The sequence below is a fragment of the Pantoea sp. 22096 genome, from assembly GCF_052045955.1.
Classification (GTDB): Bacteria; Pseudomonadota; Gammaproteobacteria; order Enterobacterales; family Enterobacteriaceae; genus Pantoea; species Pantoea alfalfae.
Genome location: NZ_JBQEPW010000002.1, coordinates 62652 through 78657, shown reverse-complemented (window position 1 = coordinate 78657; position 16006 = coordinate 62652). Strand labels below are relative to the sequence as shown.

Genomic DNA, 16006 nt, shown 5'->3' with positions numbered 1-16006 from the left:
TTTCCCAAACCTGAAAATATCCGCACCGAGGCGTCTTTTTAACATTCTGATACGTCTGTTCGATGGGAAAAATCACAGGAAATTTAAAAAACCGCCGGACTCTGCCGATAACCTCAGATATCGAAACTCTGTCCGCAGGAAAAACATTCATGTCACCATCCGACACCCATAGTAAGCAGCAGGAAATTAGCGAAATCACGGCGCGTGCTGGCTCCATCCTGCGGCAGCTTCGCGACAGTCTGCAACAGCTAGGGCTTGATAAAACCATTGCAGAGGTGGCGGGAAGTATCCCCAATGCCCGTGAAAGACTGGGTTATGTGGTCACTATGACCCGTGAAGCCGCAGAGGGCGTCATCAACAGCGTGGAGATCACGCAGCCTCTGCAAACCGAACTGGGCGAAAAAGCGGAGAAGCTCACTCAACGCTGGGATGCCACTTCCGGGAATCCGTCGGACAAAGAACAGGATCAGGCATTAGCTGCTGATACTGTTGCCTTACTGGATGAGGTCCCCCGCATCACGGGTCTGACACAACAGCAGTTGCACGCGATTATGATGTCACAGGGCTTCCAGGATCTTACCGGACAGATAGTCCAGGCGATGATGGCCGTGCTGAATCAGGCTGAGCAGCAGCTGATACAGGTCATCCGTGATAACACTGGTTCACATGGCACGACCGAGCGCGCAGCGCCGTCTAAACCCGCTTCCTCATCAGAAACCCCTGCCAGCCAGGATGATGTAGACGACCTGCTGGCCAGTCTGGGAATGTAAGCAGATATAAAAAAGCAAGGCTGAGAACGCATGATTGAGAAGAGGAAGGTCGGCGGCAAGTCAATTTGACTGAAAGTCAAAAATCCTCTTCATGCTCAACACCCGCTTATCTGCCATAAAACCGGCAACAGTTTTCACCCGGAATGACCTTATGCCTGAGCGGCTTTATAACGTTTTTCCAGCTTGTTCAGAAATTTAAAGAGTACCTGATTCATTTCGCTGTAATCATGCGCCCGAAGTTTTTCCGGCGTGTCAACGAAGCGGTATTCTGCAGCACGGCTCAGATCTTTGTCAGGATGCGCGATCAGCAGCTCAACAACATCCGGCGTCAGTTCCATATGGCACTGGAACCCAAACACACGGTCTGAATATGAAACGATCTGGCGCGGACAGCCTTCGCTGAAAGCAATCATTTTTGCTTCCGGAGTAAGACCCGGCATGCCGTTATGCCAGTGGCGACATCAAGCGATTTCGTAAAATGAGAGAACAACGCATCCCTTCTGCCCTCTTCAGTCAGGGTAATCGGAAATTTGCCAATCTCTTTTTCCGGGCTATGGGCGAACGGCGCATCGAGCGCTTCACCGGTCAACTGTGATCCCAGGCAGATACCAATCACAGCCTTACCGGTTTTAACAGCGGAGGCAATCAGCGCCTGCTCACCTTTTGAATCGAAGTGCGGGCACGCTTCAGATGTTGTGGCTGGATCTTGTGGACCGCCCATAATGATTAGAAAATCGATGCCCTGAGCGTTGGCTGACAACGCATCATCTGCGTATCAGTGTGAGTAAGTCACATCATGACCCTGATTTCTCGCCCATGTTTCTTATGCCTTGGTGCTTCGAAACGTTCATGTAAGTAAAGTGTACCCGCATTAAGACAGGCTCCTGTTATACCTGGGATAATCTGGCGATAAACATTCTCTATCCCGTGAACTCGCACGCCGGATGATTCCGATTTAAGTATCATAGTGGCAGGGTCTGAATCTGAAATGCCAGGTAGTTTAGATAAAGCGCCGGGACATGAAGACTTTACTGGCTGGTCTGGCACGGCTATAAGCTATCAACGTGGATAAATCGATCCTCCCCAACATCATCTTGAGTGGCAATAACGCTATGCCGTCAGGAGGTCATGCTGGTTGAAACGGAAAACAACCGATGGGTTATCCCCCTCAGCGTGCATTGTGGCTGCCACCTCTGCAGATCCATAGTTACAATTTGCTGTCTCATACCGATCTTAGGGCTGTCTGTTTTAGTTGCAGCCTTTTCGCAGAATGCACCAATTTTACGAAGAGTGACCCGGTACACGTCATTACGGCGCTGCCCCTGGTGAAAGAACTGATAACAGGTCTGTTCAGTGAGAACGACAACAGACCGAGTCAGCGCAATATGGCCCTGTTGCTTCTGGAAATACTCAGCGAAACTCAACCATTAACTGCAGTACTTCCAATGCCAAATGATGAGCGATTATTCTCTGCTGTCAGGGAACTACTGGTTAACCAACGCTGAGAAGCATCGATGAGTTTTCTCGCTTTTATAGCGGCGATGTCAGAGCGTACCTTTTCGCGATTGTTTATTAAAGGTACGGGCTGTAGTTTCAACACCTGAAAACAAAGAGCAATGATTTACGTTTCGCTGGATCAACTCGCGAATGGCATTCCAATCAAAAAGGCCGCTTATGAGCCTGGCATTTCATGTCCGGCGTCCTATAGCGCTGCTTTCCGTTCCATTCTGAGTTCAACACCGCGTGATTTTTTGCCTTAATCTGTGAATCAATTTCCGCCTTTCAATTAAAACAGACGCAGGTAAAAGACAGTCTGTTTACGCTGAAAATGCACTTCGGTTAAAACAGGGGCGTTCCTGAACGGCTCTCGCTTCACTGACGCTGAAGAGACGCACGCTGGCGCTTTATTTGAATATCCTGATACGTCTGACAGAAGGAAATTACGCCGGGCTTCGCGAGAGTCTGCAACACACGGGGCTTGATAAAACCCTTACTGATGTAGCCGGATGTACGTGAACGCCCGTGTAAGGCTGGGTAATATGATCGCTATAACCCGTGCAGCAGCAGCGTCATCAACAGCGTGGAGATCATGCAGCCCCCGCCACCAGGAATCTGCGCTGGGGGAACGGGTTGTTCTGGCTGTGAGCAAACCTATTATTCAAGGTCAGCTTTGTGCCAGTAGGAGGTGTAAAAAAACAGGATTGTTTTGAGCGGTCATAGAAGGTCACCGTATTACATTTTTATGTGGTGACGGAATGACCCGCCTGAGTCCGATGGAATCATTGCTGCCTCACAGGGATTCTGCTTTTTTAACAGTTATTTTATTCATTCAGGCCAGCGAGTATCTGCAGATAAAGTGCGTGCTGTTCGGCAGGAACCGGAGTGATGAACTCTCTCAGCCATGTTCTGGCTACAAAAATTTTATTGAGGCGCTCGTCGTGGCAGTTATCTGTTGCCATGTGTCCCAGTTCAATCAAAAGGGAATTAATATTTATCTCTTTTTCAGCGAGGGCCAGACGTAGTGCGGCCTCGCTAATAATTGTCTGCCCTTTATCTTCATCTCGTAGTGGCATAGTCTCCTCCTCGGGTTAAATTCATTAATACATTTCCAATCCACGTGCCACACAAAATATCATTTTACTAAACATTCAGAGATTGATTGAAGTTGAGGATTCCAGCATATTACCTGTCCTGTATTTGCAGCTAATCTGTTTAGCTGATTTATTTCTTCAGGACTACTGCTGCAGGCCTGCCTGTGACAGTTTATCGGCATAATCGCACCATGCTTTAAGATAAAACCGGCGTTTTTTAATTTTTACAATAAAATATTTATACGTTCTTAAAAAGCGAAATTATCACGGTAAAAGTGTGATTGAAGCCTTCACAGGTTTAATCTCATTCTGCTATCGATAATGGGCAGCCCAATACAAGATTTATGATATTTAGCTATATTTATCATAAGCTTGCTTGGTTTACTTTGGATGCACACTGTGGGTAAGCATGATGAATGCAAACGTGCGCATTTCTCTACACGCACTTATTTACATTTCCTTTCATGCACAGGTAAACATGTTTATTAATTGTCTGTCCGCTAAAACAAGGTTGATACCAAACCATAACCGCAATGACAATCAATCCAGGTAGTGTCCAGCACTAACCGAAGCGGGATGACTCATTAAATCCTTCCTGAAAACATCTTTTTAAATGCATTCAAAAAAGGTGTAAACAAAGCATCTTTTTTACCGATACCGTATTGAAGCCTGAGGTTATTTCAGGAGCAGGGTATTATTTAACACTGGGATTATTAAAATGAATATTATAAAAAAAGTTACGGATTTAAAAATAGGGGGCAAACTGGCACTGGGATTCACACTGGTCATCCTGGCCTCTGTTATCATAGCGGCGCTCGCGTTTCGCTGTTTTTTAAGTATTCAGGAAAACTCAGCCAAGCGGGATGTTACCGTTCAGATGCTGGACACGCTGGCAAAAGCCAGGCTTAACCGCACGCTTTTTCAGTACACCCGGGATAAAAAGTTTATCGAGATTAACGGCGAGGCGATGAATCAGCTGTTTGCTTTACGAACCAGTCTCGATAAGTACTCGTGGTCAGCCGAAGGAAGTGAGAGGCTTTCTCTCCTGGGCGTGGTTCTGACGCAGTATCAGGAAAAACGTCGGGCCTTTCTTGAGAGCAGTGACAGGGCTGCACTCGCGTTTAGTCAGATAAACACGATGGATCTGGCCTCACTGGCTGAAAAACTGGCTTCCAGTCAGGCTTCTGTCCCCGCCGGGATTGCTGCGCCCCTGCTTTCTCTCAGTTTCAAAACAGAGCAGGCAGCGTTTTATATCCAGGCCTTTATCAGAAAGCCAGAGTCTGTCGCGCTGGATAAATTCACTGGGATCAGGGACACGATTGCTCCGCTTGTTAACCAGCTCAAAGGCGATTCTGACAATGCGCTCGCTGAAATACTGGCGGAAGTGGACCAGAAAACTTTATCGGGTTCCGCCCTGTTAAATAATTATCTCCTTTCGGTGCGGGCAGAAAGCCTGGCTTCAGAGGAAATGACCGCAGCGGCAGGCAAACTGAATAGCGCCATCACAGGACTCGCGTTCTTTCAGTCAGAGATGGCTCAGAAGTATATCCACACCGCAATCTGGCAGATTGGTTTGGCTACCCTCGCCTGTATTATTCTCAGCCTGATTATTGCCTGGCGAATGACGCGGAGCATCACCATCCCGCTGAGAGAAACGCTGTCGTCTGCAAAACGTATTGCTGAAGGTGACCTGACGTCAGAAATAACCAGCTCCCGCACTGATGAGCTTGGCGAGCTGATGACTGCCGTGGGCACCATGAACCAGAGCCTGCGTAACATCATCTCGCGGGTCAGGGACGGCGTGAATAACGTTGCCCGCGCCTCCTCTGAAATTGCGGCCGGTAACACCGATTTGTCGTCACGTACCGAACAGCAGTCGGCTGCAGTGGTCGAGACGGCTGCCAGCATGGAAGAACTGACATCCACGGTTAAGCAAAATGCGGAGAACGCGCATCACGCCAGCCAGCTGGCTACCGACGCGTCACACAATGCCAGCCGCGGCGGGAATATCATCAGCGACGTGATTAGCACCATGGGGGGAATAAGTCAGAGTTCAGGCAAGATTGGGGAAATCATCTCCGTTATTAACGGCATCGCTTTCCAGACGAACATTCTTGCGCTAAACGCCGCAGTCGAGGCGGCCCGGGCTGGCGAGCAGGGGCGCGGATTCGCTGTGGTTGCCGGTGAAGTCCGCAACCTTGCGCAGCGCAGTTCGCTTGCTGCAAAAGAAATTGAGACGCTGATAAGTGAGTCTCTAAGCCGGGTAAGTAACGGGACCGAGCTGGTTAACCGTGCCGGCAATACGATGGAGGATATCGTCAGGTCTGTATCGCAGGTCAGGGACATCATGGGTGAAATTGCCGCTGCGTCGGACGAACAGAACCGCGGGATCACGCAGATTGCGCAGGCCATGACGGAAATGGATACAACTACTCAGCAGAACGCTGCGCTGGTTGAAGAGTCATCCGCAGCGGCCAGCAGCCTCGAAGAGCAGGCGCTCGAGCTTGAGAGAACCGTTGCCGTGTTCCGTGTGCCTTCTTCCGGATTGCTGACGCCGAAGGTTCAGGCGGTCACGCCTGTGTTAAAACCTCAGTCGTCCTTCAGGACATCAGAAACCAACTGGGAAACTTTCTGATATCCATCCGGCAGCCAGAGGTGGGTTTAACCTCATCTGGCTGTTTCCTTCCGTAAATAATATCGGTAAGGTGACAAGCCTTTTTATGACGCTGAGTCAGTCTGGGCTGCCCCCTGCTGACTAATACGCACTGATATCAGCCGACACATCTGCTTGTTACCTATGATTTCTTCCGAATGTTCGCTTCTGGCACGAAGCGGACGTTGTGCAGGCCAATGTCCGCTTTGAGCGAAGAGCGGACATTCATTTTGAATTTTTTCCATAATGTTTTTTGCGTTGCATTCCCAGTTTTGCCATGAGGGGCGAATATGCTCGGCCTCTTGCGTAGCAAAGTGTCCGACTAAACAGCAGCCTATAATTATCCCCACACTACTGCCGTGAGAGTCAGCATATGTTTGAAGGATTTACACATACACGAGTCAGCCTTTCAGAAGCAGAGCTCAATGTGCGCTACGGGGGGAACGGATCACCTGTTCTGTTATTGCATGGACACCCTCGTACACATGTAACCTGGTCAAAAGTGGCTCCCGAACTGGCTAAATCATTTACCGTCGTATGCCCTGATTTACGGGGGTTCGGCCAATCGTCAAAGCCGGCTGATCAGTGTGATCATGCTGGTTCTTCTAAAAGAGCTAAAGCAAAAGATTGTATTGAGTTGATGAGTCATCTTGGTTTTGAGCAATTCGCGCTTGTTGGGCATGACAGAGGAAGTTACACAGCTTACAGAGCCGCTCTTGACTATCCAGAGCGAATCACACGGCTTGCCGTACTTGATTGCATTCCAATACTAGAAGCCCTTAACCGGTGTAATGAGAAATTTGCACGGCAGTGGTATCACTGGTTCTTCTTTGCTCAACCAGAAAAGCCAGAGCGGGCAATACTCGCTGATCCTGACAAGTGGTATGGAGGGCAGCCTGAAACAATGGGAAATGAAGAGTACTATGAGTTCAGAAAAGCTATTCATGATCCGGAAACTGTACATGGGATGCTCGAAGACTATCGTGCCGGCCTTAGTATCGATAAAGAACATGAGCTCCAGGATCGCCAAAAAGGAAACCTGATTATGTGCCCAACGCTTTGTTTATGGTCGAAATATGATGATCTGGAAGATATATATGGCGATGTATTAGGTATCTGGAAAACCTGGGCACATGATGTTCGGGGCAAGGCAATAGCCAGCGGTCACCATATGGCCGAGGAGAATCCAAAAGAAGTCACGGCTGAATTACAGCGTTTTCTGTTGCAACTTAGCTAGCAGCATACAGATATATACTTATAGTGAAATGGCAACGTCCGCTTCTGGCACATAGCGGACATTCTTATCGAATCGAAGGTCCGCTTTGAGCGAGGAGCGGACGTTTCACTTTTGACAGCTGAAGGTTTCCAATAGGTTGAACATAACTTCACATGTGCAACTTCCGCTTCTGGCACAAAACAAACTATGAGCAGACTGATGCCAGCTGAAAGTAAGAAGCTTATAAAGCCACTCCCGATATCACCTAAAGTGTTTACTTTACTTTCTGTATCGAAGCGCATCGATAAGTAGGGCGAACGCAGGCGTCTGCTGTCGCCGGCTGGGATAGTAGAGGTGATACCCGGGCCAAATGGGACACCAATCTTCCAGCACTCTGATAAGACGTCCTGTGACGATTTCTTCCTCGACCTCATCTTCAGGACAGTAACCCAAACCTAGTCCGCCCATTACCGCCTGGAGACCAAGGCTATTGGTATTGAAAATAAGCTGGCCTTCCGCGCTGATGCTAACTTCCTTCCCGCCCTTCTGAAATTCCCATGGGAGCAGGTTGCCGTAAGTGGGAAGGCGCAAAGTGATGCAATTGTGTCGGGCCAAATCGCTGGGCGTTTGTGGCTCTGGATGGGCAGCAAAATAGGAACGTGTACCGACCACCGCCATCCGCAGGCCGGGCGCGATAGGCACCGCGATCATGTCGGATGCGACCTGATCACCCAGGCGAATACCCGCGTCAAAGCGGTCGGCAACGATATCGATAAGCGCGTGATCAACACTGACTTCGACGCAAATGTCAGGATATTCGGAAACGACCCGAGCTACTGCTGCATAGACGATCGTGCGTGCCGCATGTTCAGGAGCGGACAATCGGATGGTGCCCGAAGGTTGATCTCGTGAAATGACGATTGATGCTACCTCCATTTCGATCTCTTCCAGTCGAGGGGCAAGCGAACGGAGTAGTCGTTCGCCAGCTTCAGTAGGCGATACGCTCCTGGTGCTTCGTGCAAGGAGGCGCACACCAAGCCGCTCCTCCAGTCCCCGCATCGCGTGACTCAAGGCCGATTGAGAAACCCCCAATTGGGCGCCTGCTTTCGTGAAGCTACGCGCCCGGGCGACGGCGACGAATAAGGCCAAATCGTTCAAATTCAGGCGAGGCATTAATGAGATTTCCTCATAGGTCTTAGCATATAACACCGTATTATAATGAACCCATTCGCGCCATATAATTAACGTGGACAGATACTTTCGTTGATTATAATAAGGTTTTAGAATGAAAAAGCGCTTACTTGGCCGAAATGGCCCTGAGGTTTCAGAACTGGGCTTTGGTTGTATGAACCTGAGCCGGGTATATGGTCCTGAGACTGACCGCAAAGAAGCGATAGCGTTAATCCGTGCCGCGCATGAGCATGGGATTACGCTCTTCGACACTGCCGAGTTCTATGGCCCATACACCAACGAGGAGGTCGTTGGCGAGGCGCTGGCACCAATCCGTGACAAAGTAGTGATCGCCACGAAATTCGGTTTCGATCTTGCACCCGATGGCTCTGTTCGAGGCCTCAATAGCCGTCCAGACCATATTCGGGAGGTCGCAGAAGCGTCGCTTCGTCGGTTAAAGACTGATCGTATTGACGTGTTTTACCAGCATCGGCTCGATCCTGCAGTCCCAATCGAAGAGGTCGCAGGAACACTCAAGGATCTCGTCGAGGAGGGCAAGATACTTCACTACGGCCTATCCGAAGTCGACGGCGAAACCATTCGCCGCGCGCATGCCGTTCATTCCCCTGCAGTCGTCCAAAACGAATATTCAATCTGGACCCGCGATCCTGAACCCGATGTGCTGCCGACCTGCGAAGAGCTCGGCATCGGATTCGTGCCCTGGAGCCCGCTGGGTATGGGATTTTTTGGCGGTCAGATCAGCGAAGACACACCTACCAAAGAAGGCGACATGCGCGCAGGCTTTGCGCGATTCACTCCGGAAGCACGCTCACATAATCGTCAATTATTTGATGTCGTGCAGACTGTAGCGACACGAAAAGACGCAACGACAGCGCAGGTTGCGTTGGCATGGCTGCTGGCGCAGCGTCCCTGGATCGTGCCTATCCCCGGCACCACCAAGCTCAAGCACTTCCAGGATAATTTAGGCGCGATCCGGTTGACCCTGACCGATCAGGACATCCGTGAAATCGACGAGGGCTTTCATTCCCTTGGAGTACATGGCGAACGAACTGCGTAAGGATAAAACAATGCAAAAGCGTGTACTTGGATCAAGTGGCCTTGAGGTCAGCATCATTGGCTTCGGCTGCATGGGGCTGAGCCCTACCTATGCAGACTTTCTGCCGCTGGCGGCGGGAGTCTCGCTCATTCGTCAGGCGGTCGAACGGGGCGTCACTCTCTTTGATACAGCTGAGGTCTATGGTGGGTCCGAAAATGAGAAGATGGTGGGAAAAGCACTTGCTCCTGTTCGCGATCAGGTGGTTATCGCTACCAAGTTCGGGTTCGACATCGATCCTCATACCCGCCAGATCCAGGGCCTCAACAGCCGGCCAGATAATATCCGCAAGGTTGCGGAAGCCTCGCTGAAGCGACTCGGTGTCGATGTTATCGACCTGTTCTATCAGCATCGTGTTGATCCAAACGTTCCGATCGAGGAGGTAGCCGGCGCAGTCAGGGACCTCATCGCTGAAGGAAAAGTCAGGCATTTCGGTCTGTCTGAACCCAGCATTCAGACGCTTCGTCGCGCGCATGCAGTGCAGCCGATTACGGCGCTACAGAATGAGTTTTCGCTCTGGACTCGCGATCCAGAGACGAACGGTATTCTCGACGCTTGTGACGAGCTCGGCATCGGTTTTGTGCCCTACAGCCCATTAGGAAGAGGGTTCCTGACCGGCACCATGGGGAAAGAAACGCAACTCGCTGACAGCGACTTCCGTAAAGCTCTGCCGCGTTTCACAGCAGAAGCAATGGAGAAAAATCAGGCTATTGTTGATCTACTCAAACGGATTGCTGCCGATAAAAACAGTACACCGGCACAGATAGCGCTCGCATGGCTCCTTGCCAGGCGGCCATATATCGTTCCGATCCCCGGTACGACCAAGCTGCACAGGCTGGAAGAAAATATTGCTGCCGCCGAGGTAAAACTGACGCAATCTGAGTTGACTGAGATCAAACGAGCGGCGGCTCTTGTTTCAGTTGAAGGCGAACGCTGGGCTCCGCTAATGATGGATTGGGTCGATAAGGATACGCCACTAACCAATGCAGATAAAAAAAACTGAGTAAGTAAGCTTCACTATTTTTTCACTGTGTAGCATGTCAACGTCCGCTTCTGGCACAAAGCGGACATTAACATGCGCATCTGTCCGCTTTGTGCCAAAAACGAACGTTAACGCTTTACTCCTTTGAATCTTATTTCAGCGATTCCGCCAGCGTAACAACCCACAACTCACTGTCCGACTCCGGTTTCTTCAGTGGCTTCAGGCTAATAGTCGTGGCAACCGGCTTGTCATCAACCTTAAGCGTCCCCTGCTCCGTCACCCGATAATCCTTACGATTCTTACCTTCAACCGGATCCTGCATCACCGCTTTCACGCCAAAGTCATTATCATTAGTGATCGCCAGCGTTTTATCGTCGATCAGCGCCAGCCCTTCGGCTTTCTCCTGCTGCCAGCCGAGCTGACGTAAATCAACCACTCGCTTTTTAGCGGCAAACTTAATGCCGCGTTTCAGCAGCGTTTTCTCGTCGTCAAACTCCGGGTATTCACCGGGCTTATCAAATGCTGAAAGCTCGGTAGCCGGGCTAAGATCCACCTTATAGACAAGGTTGCGCATCGCATCGTTTTTATCGGTGCCCTGTTCTATCAGCAGGATATGCTGATTGTCGATCGCCACGATATCGCCAATTTTTGCGTCACTGTTTTTACTGTAAGCCTCGCTGTCGATAGGGTAACCATACATCGCGGTTTTCCCGGTCGCCGGATCGAAACTCACCAGGCGGGTAAAGCGCGCCTGCTTTTTGCTTTTACCGTCGATATTAAGCGTGCTCTGCACCGCGGCAATGATACGCCCATCGGGCATGCGGGTGATCCCCTCAAAGCCACGGTTTGGCTGACGCCATTTGAGTATGTTCGGCAGACCGCCTGCGATGGATTTCTCCCCTTCGGCTGCCTGCGGCCCGTGAATGGCCAGGATTTTACCGCGCTCATCTACGTTAATCAGGAACGGACCATACTCATCGCATAGCCAGTATCCGCCCTTGCCATCCGGCGTAATGCCTTCTGTATCCAGACCACGGTTGTCACCCTGCAGCGCTTTCAGCGTATCGCTTAGCGCGACTTCATTAGTTGATCCAATGACGCCATCCTGCAACGGCAATCCGTTTATATTGCCCTTATCGTCATGCAATGGTCGGGCATCCGTGGCCTCGGCTTTGCCGTTCTGCACCCGAATATTCATCAGCAGTGGAGCGAAGTCCGGCGTGACGAATATTTTTGATTCTTTCTTACCGACATCAGGTGAGTCGGCATTGGGTCCGCGATCGGTGACGGTAACAAAGGTCAGCGCCTCCCCCTGCTTACCGGTAAACAGCAAACCGGAACCAATACCCACCGGCAGACCCTGAGGAAATGCGCTGGCGAATGCCCCGTTGTAGCTCACGCGCGTTCCTTCAGGGAAACTGACGACGTCGCTTTCAACTTTCGGCTGTGCCGCTAATGTTGATAAAGAGAGTGCGCAACCGATAAGCAGAGAAATCGCTTTTATTTTCATATTTTTATATCCGTTAAGGAAAGCCACGAGCCTAAAGAATAAAAGTGACAGAAAAATGAAATCACCGGGAAACATTGGCGGTTAACAGAGTGATTATTTTCCCGTGAGCTCAGTGGGATGGACCTGTCTGTTCAGACAAAACGATCAGGATTATGACATCAGTAAACGCAGGTGCTCTGGTCAGCGATGCTCATATTCAAAAGAGTGTGGCGGATCGCGCAGCGTTCCCCCCTCGTATTAGATTGACACTGTTATATCCCGCAAAAGATGTTTACATTTGTTCAGCAAAATTATCGGCCGCTCAGCAAAGCGTGAGCGCAGGGAAGAATCGTGGTTATCGTCATCAAACTCACACCGCAAACAGAGGCAGAGATTGTATGAGGGAGATTGCACCTGATGGAATAACCGGGATGCCATCACGAACGGCAGCCTATCTTTGCCGTCAGATTGCTGGTCTGGTCAACGTCGGAAGACTGAGCCCGGAAACCTGCCAGCGCATCTTTGTTTTCTGTGGTATCAGGCCGTCACATGCGCAATGGCGTCAGTTTCTTATCCCGATGCTTAGCTTTCTGGGGTTGCTGTCACTGGTTGCCGGGTCGGTATTTTTTATTGCCTGGAACTGGGCCTGGCTGCCGAAGATGGCGAAATTCGCCCTGACCGAACTGCTGATCGTCGCGCTGGCGGTAGTGGTCTGGTGGCGCTGGTACAGCACGCTGGCACGCAGCGCATTGCTGGCAGCAGGATTAAGTTTCGGTGCTCTCTTTGCGCTTTACGGACAGATTTATCAGACGGGTGCGGATAGCTGGGAGCTATTCCGGGCCTGGTTATGCATTCTTCTGCCGCTGGCGCTGATTGCGCGGCAAAACAGCCTGTGGTTTTGCAGCTGGCTGGTCGCTAACCTGGCGTTCCAGCTCTATTACACCGCCACGTTGCCGACGCCACTGCTGGAGCTCGCCGTGTCTGACAGCTTCTTCTGGCTCCCGACGACAGTGCTGCACGTCTATCTGGCGCTGCTGGCAGCCTGCCTGATTATCAGGGAAGTTCTGGCCTGTCGGGCAATAACGCATCATCCTGAGAGCTGGCTGGCAAGCCGCTGGTTCTCACGCGTCATGGCCGGATTTTTACTGCTGCTGCTGACCGGCATCGTGGCCGGAAATATCTCTGACGGGCACGGTGCTAACCACTTTACGTTAGTCACGGGCGGCTGGGTGGCCACCCTGCTGGCAGGCTATTACCTGTACCGTTATCGCCATGTTGATCTCTGTATGCTGACGCTGGGCATCGCCAGTCTGACGATTGTGGGCTGCGCACTGATCATGCAGTTATTCCTTGTGGCCTATGTTACGGCTGACCTGTATCTGACCGGCGTCCTGATGATTTTCTGGGTGGCGGCAAATGGTTCGATCCTGCTGAAGTGGCAGCGCAAACTGGCTGAAAAGGGACCTCTCGATCAGGCTCCGGCCAGGCTGACCTTCCTGGAAGATGCCCTGCGTCATCAGGGCCTGCTGAGCGACGCACAGATTAGGGAGATTCAGCAACGCGGTCACGCATCCAATCTGCCCTGGTATCTGAGGCTGGCGCTGAGCGTCGGAGGCTGGGTCGCCGCGCTCATCACTCTGTTACTGATGGCGCTGGTGCTCTATAGCACTGACCTGCTCGACGACCCGAATGCTGTGACCCTTATCGTGCCTTCACTGGTCCTCGCCGTGATTGCCCGCGGCCTGTTACGCAGCGATCGTGACGGTAAGTATCACCTTGGCCTGGCATGGGCCATTGCGGCGACGTGTGGGCTGGTTATCGGCGTTGTGTTACAAATCCAGAGCGATGACGTCAGCTTTATGATGCTGAGCTCACTGTGCGCATTACCGATTCTCGCGGCGATGGCGGTGGCGATGCCTGACAGCACTTACCGATTTATGGCCATCACTGCCCTGACTTTTTTTCTGGTGCTGGCGGGCTATTTACTTTCCCTGCTCTACCTGTCGCCAACGGCAGGCCGCGTTGCTGTTTCCCTGCTGGTGGCAGCGGTGATGTTTTTGTGGCTGTGGATTGTCAGCCATCAGCTGAAATTACTGGCAGGAACCTATGCTGACGCCGTACATCCCCTGCTGTATGGCATCCCGGCGGGTCTGATGCTGCTGAGTTTCCTCGGAATAAACGCGGCGGTTCTCATGGATTTATTCTGGACTTCTGCGCAGTTTTCTAGGCTTCAGTCTGCGACAGGCACCGGTATTGCGGCAGGTTTAGTGCTGAGTGCGCTCAGTCAGAAAAGGAGCGGTCAGCCGCTGTTTTCGATCATCACGCTGCCCGCCGCCGTTATCTGCGGGGCTGCCGCCCTTTATGCGCCGGGTATCGGGCTGGGCTTATGGTTGATTCTGATGGCGCGTTATCTGGGAAGTCCGGGATTGCTGGTGGTCAGTGGCGGGTTCATGGTGCTGTATGTCATTGGCTGGTATTACTTCCTGGAAGTGCTACTGCTGCATAAAGCGCTGTTGCTGCTGGCTGGTGGTCTGGTTTTGCTGGGGCTGGCGTGGGTCGTCACAAAAGTGTTACCCGCACAGATCGGAGGTGCGAGTGAGAATGCGTAAAAAGAGCCGATGGCTGACAGGCGCGGTGATAGCGCTGGCGCTGGTGACCGTTAATGTCAGCATCTGGCAAAAAGAGCAGTTGCTGAAACAGGGCGCGGTCATGATTTTACCCCTTGCGCCGGTGGACCCGCGCTCCCTGATGCAGGGTGATTACATGGCGCTGAATTATGCCCTCACCCGACCGCTGGAGCAGACGCTGTATCAACAGGCAGTGGCCTGCGGCGCGACCCGGTCAGCGCCATGCCTGCCCACCAGCGGTACTCTGATTGTGGACCTCGATGCGCAGCGTCATGCAACTCAGGCCCGATTTGATCAGGGTGAGCCGCTGCAGGCAAATCAGCTACGGGTGAAATACCATCAACACGCCGGCTCGCTGACCGTCGGCACCAACGCTTATTTCTTTCAGGAAGATCATGGCGAGCGTTTCGCAAAGGCACGATACGGTGCATTTCGCGTGGGGAGCGACGGCACAGCACTTCTGACGGATCTGCTTGATGAACAGGGGAAGGTCATTCAGCCTTAGTTATGCGAGTCGCTCGCTGAACAGTACAAAACAGACTGGCAGTAGCCTTAATAGCTTTACTGAAAGGATTTCTGTAGCAGCGCATCACGATGCCTTCGCAGGTCTGCGGCCATCGGATTAATCAGGTAGCCTGAAACGTCAGTCAGAAATACCCTTAGCGATAAACAGATTTAAATGGCAAAAGGTCTGATATGAAGTCGATAAATCTGCACAACATTTACCGTTCTGCAAATGAGAATACCGTTGGGATGTGGCGGGAAAATGCAGGCATTGGCGATATCAGGCAAGGAAACTACTACGATCCGGTAAAACTCGCTCTCGCAGCAGGCAGTCAGCCGTCTGTATCCTCTGATGTCTCACGTCTGCTGCGTGAACTGCAGCAACTCACCCGAGATGATCAGCTTGCCGATGTTCTGCCAGCAGACGGTTTTCATTTTACCTTCTTACCTCTGACCCTGCCGCTCTATCACGAAAACGCGCCGTTGCCTGAAAAAGTGGATCAGCTGACGGCTATCTGGAGCGGATTTGAGGCGAAGAAAATCGTTATCAGGGATCTCCGGCTCGTTGCGTTGCCCGGTCAGTTGTTGCTCGCAGGGATCCCTGAACGTCCTGCCGTAGCCATGCGTCAGTCATTCTGCGAAAAGGTGCTCGATTCTGACTGGAAAAATGAGCTGATGATGCGTCATTCGGGCAGCCCATTACCGGCCCCCTTCTGGCATAGCACCCTGCTGCGCTACAACGCGGCTTTTTTACCCGCAACCTTACGTCACTATTTTCTGGAACGTCAGGCCGTTGATTTTGGGGAGGTAGCCGGAGAACTGACGCTGGCAAAGATCAACTACAACTGGACCAAATGTTATCCATTACGGGTTAACTGATGCGATGTGAT

At 51.5% G+C, this 16006-nt stretch carries 11 protein-coding genes and 2 pseudogenes; 9 read left to right on the top strand and 4 right to left on the bottom strand.

The genetic code is table 11. The annotated features are described in order from the left end of the window. Positions 1–149 precede the first annotated feature (149 nt). Entirely contained in the window at positions 150–770 is a 621-nt protein-coding gene (locus ACTJKZ_RS10650; RefSeq protein ID WP_253417811.1) for a protein phosphatase CheZ, read from the top strand. Between the two features lie 149 nt (positions 771–919). On the opposite strand, the pseudogene ACTJKZ_RS10645 reads toward ACTJKZ_RS10650, so the two are convergent. Continuing rightward, positions 920–1642 (bottom strand): annotated as a pseudogene (locus ACTJKZ_RS10645) (type 1 glutamine amidotransferase). A gap of 116 nt (positions 1643–1758) precedes the next feature. Here ACTJKZ_RS10645 and ACTJKZ_RS10640 point away from each other — a divergent pair. After that, a pseudogene (locus tag ACTJKZ_RS10640) lies at positions 1759–2530 on the top strand (AraC family transcriptional regulator). A gap of 561 nt (positions 2531–3091) precedes the next feature. Here ACTJKZ_RS10640 and ACTJKZ_RS10635 read toward each other — a convergent pair. After that, positions 3092–3343 carry a hypothetical protein gene (locus ACTJKZ_RS10635; RefSeq protein ID WP_222925541.1) on the bottom strand — a complete coding sequence of 84 codons (252 nt, stop codon included), beginning with the start codon at positions 3341–3343 and terminating at the stop codon, positions 3092–3094. A 736-nt stretch (positions 3344–4079) separates the two neighbouring features. Here ACTJKZ_RS10635 and ACTJKZ_RS10630 point away from each other — a divergent pair. Together ACTJKZ_RS10630 and ACTJKZ_RS10625 are read left to right on the top strand one after the other, a co-directional pair. Continuing rightward, positions 4080–5996, top strand: a complete 1917-nt coding sequence (locus ACTJKZ_RS10630; protein WP_440829553.1) for a methyl-accepting chemotaxis protein — start codon at positions 4080–4082, stop codon at positions 5994–5996. A 391-nt stretch (positions 5997–6387) separates the two neighbouring features. Beyond that, entirely contained in the window at positions 6388–7251 is an 864-nt protein-coding gene (locus tag ACTJKZ_RS10625; RefSeq protein ID WP_440829552.1) for an alpha/beta fold hydrolase, read from the top strand. Between the two features lie 258 nt (positions 7252–7509). Here ACTJKZ_RS10625 and ACTJKZ_RS10620 read toward each other — a convergent pair whose 3' ends face one another. After that, positions 7510–8403: a LysR family transcriptional regulator gene (locus tag ACTJKZ_RS10620; protein WP_440829551.1), complete on the bottom strand. Its 894-nt coding sequence runs from the start codon at positions 8401–8403 to the stop codon at positions 7510–7512. Between the two features lie 112 nt (positions 8404–8515). Here ACTJKZ_RS10620 and ACTJKZ_RS10615 point away from each other — a divergent pair, with 112 nt between their 5' ends. Further along, a complete protein-coding gene (locus ACTJKZ_RS10615) occupies positions 8516–9478 on the top strand; it encodes an aldo/keto reductase (RefSeq protein ID WP_440829550.1) in 963 nt (320 codons plus the stop codon). A 10-nt stretch (positions 9479–9488) separates the two neighbouring features. Then, on the top strand, positions 9489–10517 hold the full coding sequence (locus tag ACTJKZ_RS10610) for an aldo/keto reductase (RefSeq protein ID WP_440829678.1): 1029 nt from the start codon (positions 9489–9491) through the stop codon (positions 10515–10517). A gap of 130 nt (positions 10518–10647) precedes the next feature. Here ACTJKZ_RS10610 and ACTJKZ_RS10605 read toward each other — a convergent pair whose 3' ends face one another. Next, entirely contained in the window at positions 10648–12006 is a 1359-nt protein-coding gene (locus tag ACTJKZ_RS10605; RefSeq protein ID WP_440829549.1) for an esterase-like activity of phytase family protein, read from the bottom strand. Positions 12007–12383: 377 nt separating this feature from the next. Between ACTJKZ_RS10605 and ACTJKZ_RS10600 the strand changes: the two genes are divergently transcribed. The 3 genes from ACTJKZ_RS10600 (at position 12384) to ACTJKZ_RS10590 (ending at position 15995) form a co-directional block, all read left to right on the top strand. Further along, positions 12384–14594 carry a DUF4401 domain-containing protein gene (locus ACTJKZ_RS10600; protein WP_440829548.1) on the top strand — a complete coding sequence of 737 codons (2211 nt, stop codon included), beginning with the start codon at positions 12384–12386 and terminating at the stop codon, positions 14592–14594. After that, positions 14587–15117 carry a GDYXXLXY domain-containing protein gene (locus tag ACTJKZ_RS10595; RefSeq protein WP_440829547.1) on the top strand — a complete coding sequence of 177 codons (531 nt, stop codon included), beginning with the start codon at positions 14587–14589 and terminating at the stop codon, positions 15115–15117. The genes ACTJKZ_RS10600 and ACTJKZ_RS10595 overlap by 8 nt, the downstream gene beginning before the upstream one ends. Before the next feature lie 191 nt (positions 15118–15308). After that, positions 15309–15995: a hypothetical protein gene (locus tag ACTJKZ_RS10590; protein ID WP_253417820.1), complete on the top strand. Its 687-nt coding sequence runs from the start codon at positions 15309–15311 to the stop codon at positions 15993–15995. Positions 15996–16006: the final 11 nt, after the last annotated feature.

Coding starts and splice junctions, on each gene's coding strand:
- ACTJKZ_RS10605 (WP_440829549.1), bottom strand. CDS start 12,006: ATGAAAATAAAAGCGATTTCTCTGCTTATCGGTTGCGCACTCTCTTTA.
- ACTJKZ_RS10595 (WP_440829547.1), top strand. CDS start 14,587: ATGCGTAAAAAGAGCCGATGGCTGACAGGCGCGGTGATAGCGCTGGCG.
- ACTJKZ_RS10650 (WP_253417811.1), top strand. CDS start 150: ATGTCACCATCCGACACCCATAGTAAGCAGCAGGAAATTAGCGAAATC.
- ACTJKZ_RS10625 (WP_440829552.1), top strand. CDS start 6,388: ATGTTTGAAGGATTTACACATACACGAGTCAGCCTTTCAGAAGCAGAG.
- ACTJKZ_RS10630 (WP_440829553.1), top strand. CDS start 4,080: ATGAATATTATAAAAAAAGTTACGGATTTAAAAATAGGGGGCAAACTG.
- ACTJKZ_RS10635 (WP_222925541.1), bottom strand. CDS start 3,343: ATGCCACTACGAGATGAAGATAAAGGGCAGACAATTATTAGCGAGGCC.
- ACTJKZ_RS10610 (WP_440829678.1), top strand. CDS start 9,489: ATGCAAAAGCGTGTACTTGGATCAAGTGGCCTTGAGGTCAGCATCATT.
- ACTJKZ_RS10600 (WP_440829548.1), top strand. CDS start 12,384: ATGAGGGAGATTGCACCTGATGGAATAACCGGGATGCCATCACGAACG.
- ACTJKZ_RS10615 (WP_440829550.1), top strand. CDS start 8,516: ATGAAAAAGCGCTTACTTGGCCGAAATGGCCCTGAGGTTTCAGAACTG.
- ACTJKZ_RS10590 (WP_253417820.1), top strand. CDS start 15,309: ATGAAGTCGATAAATCTGCACAACATTTACCGTTCTGCAAATGAGAAT.
- ACTJKZ_RS10620 (WP_440829551.1), bottom strand. CDS start 8,403: ATGCCTCGCCTGAATTTGAACGATTTGGCCTTATTCGTCGCCGTCGCC.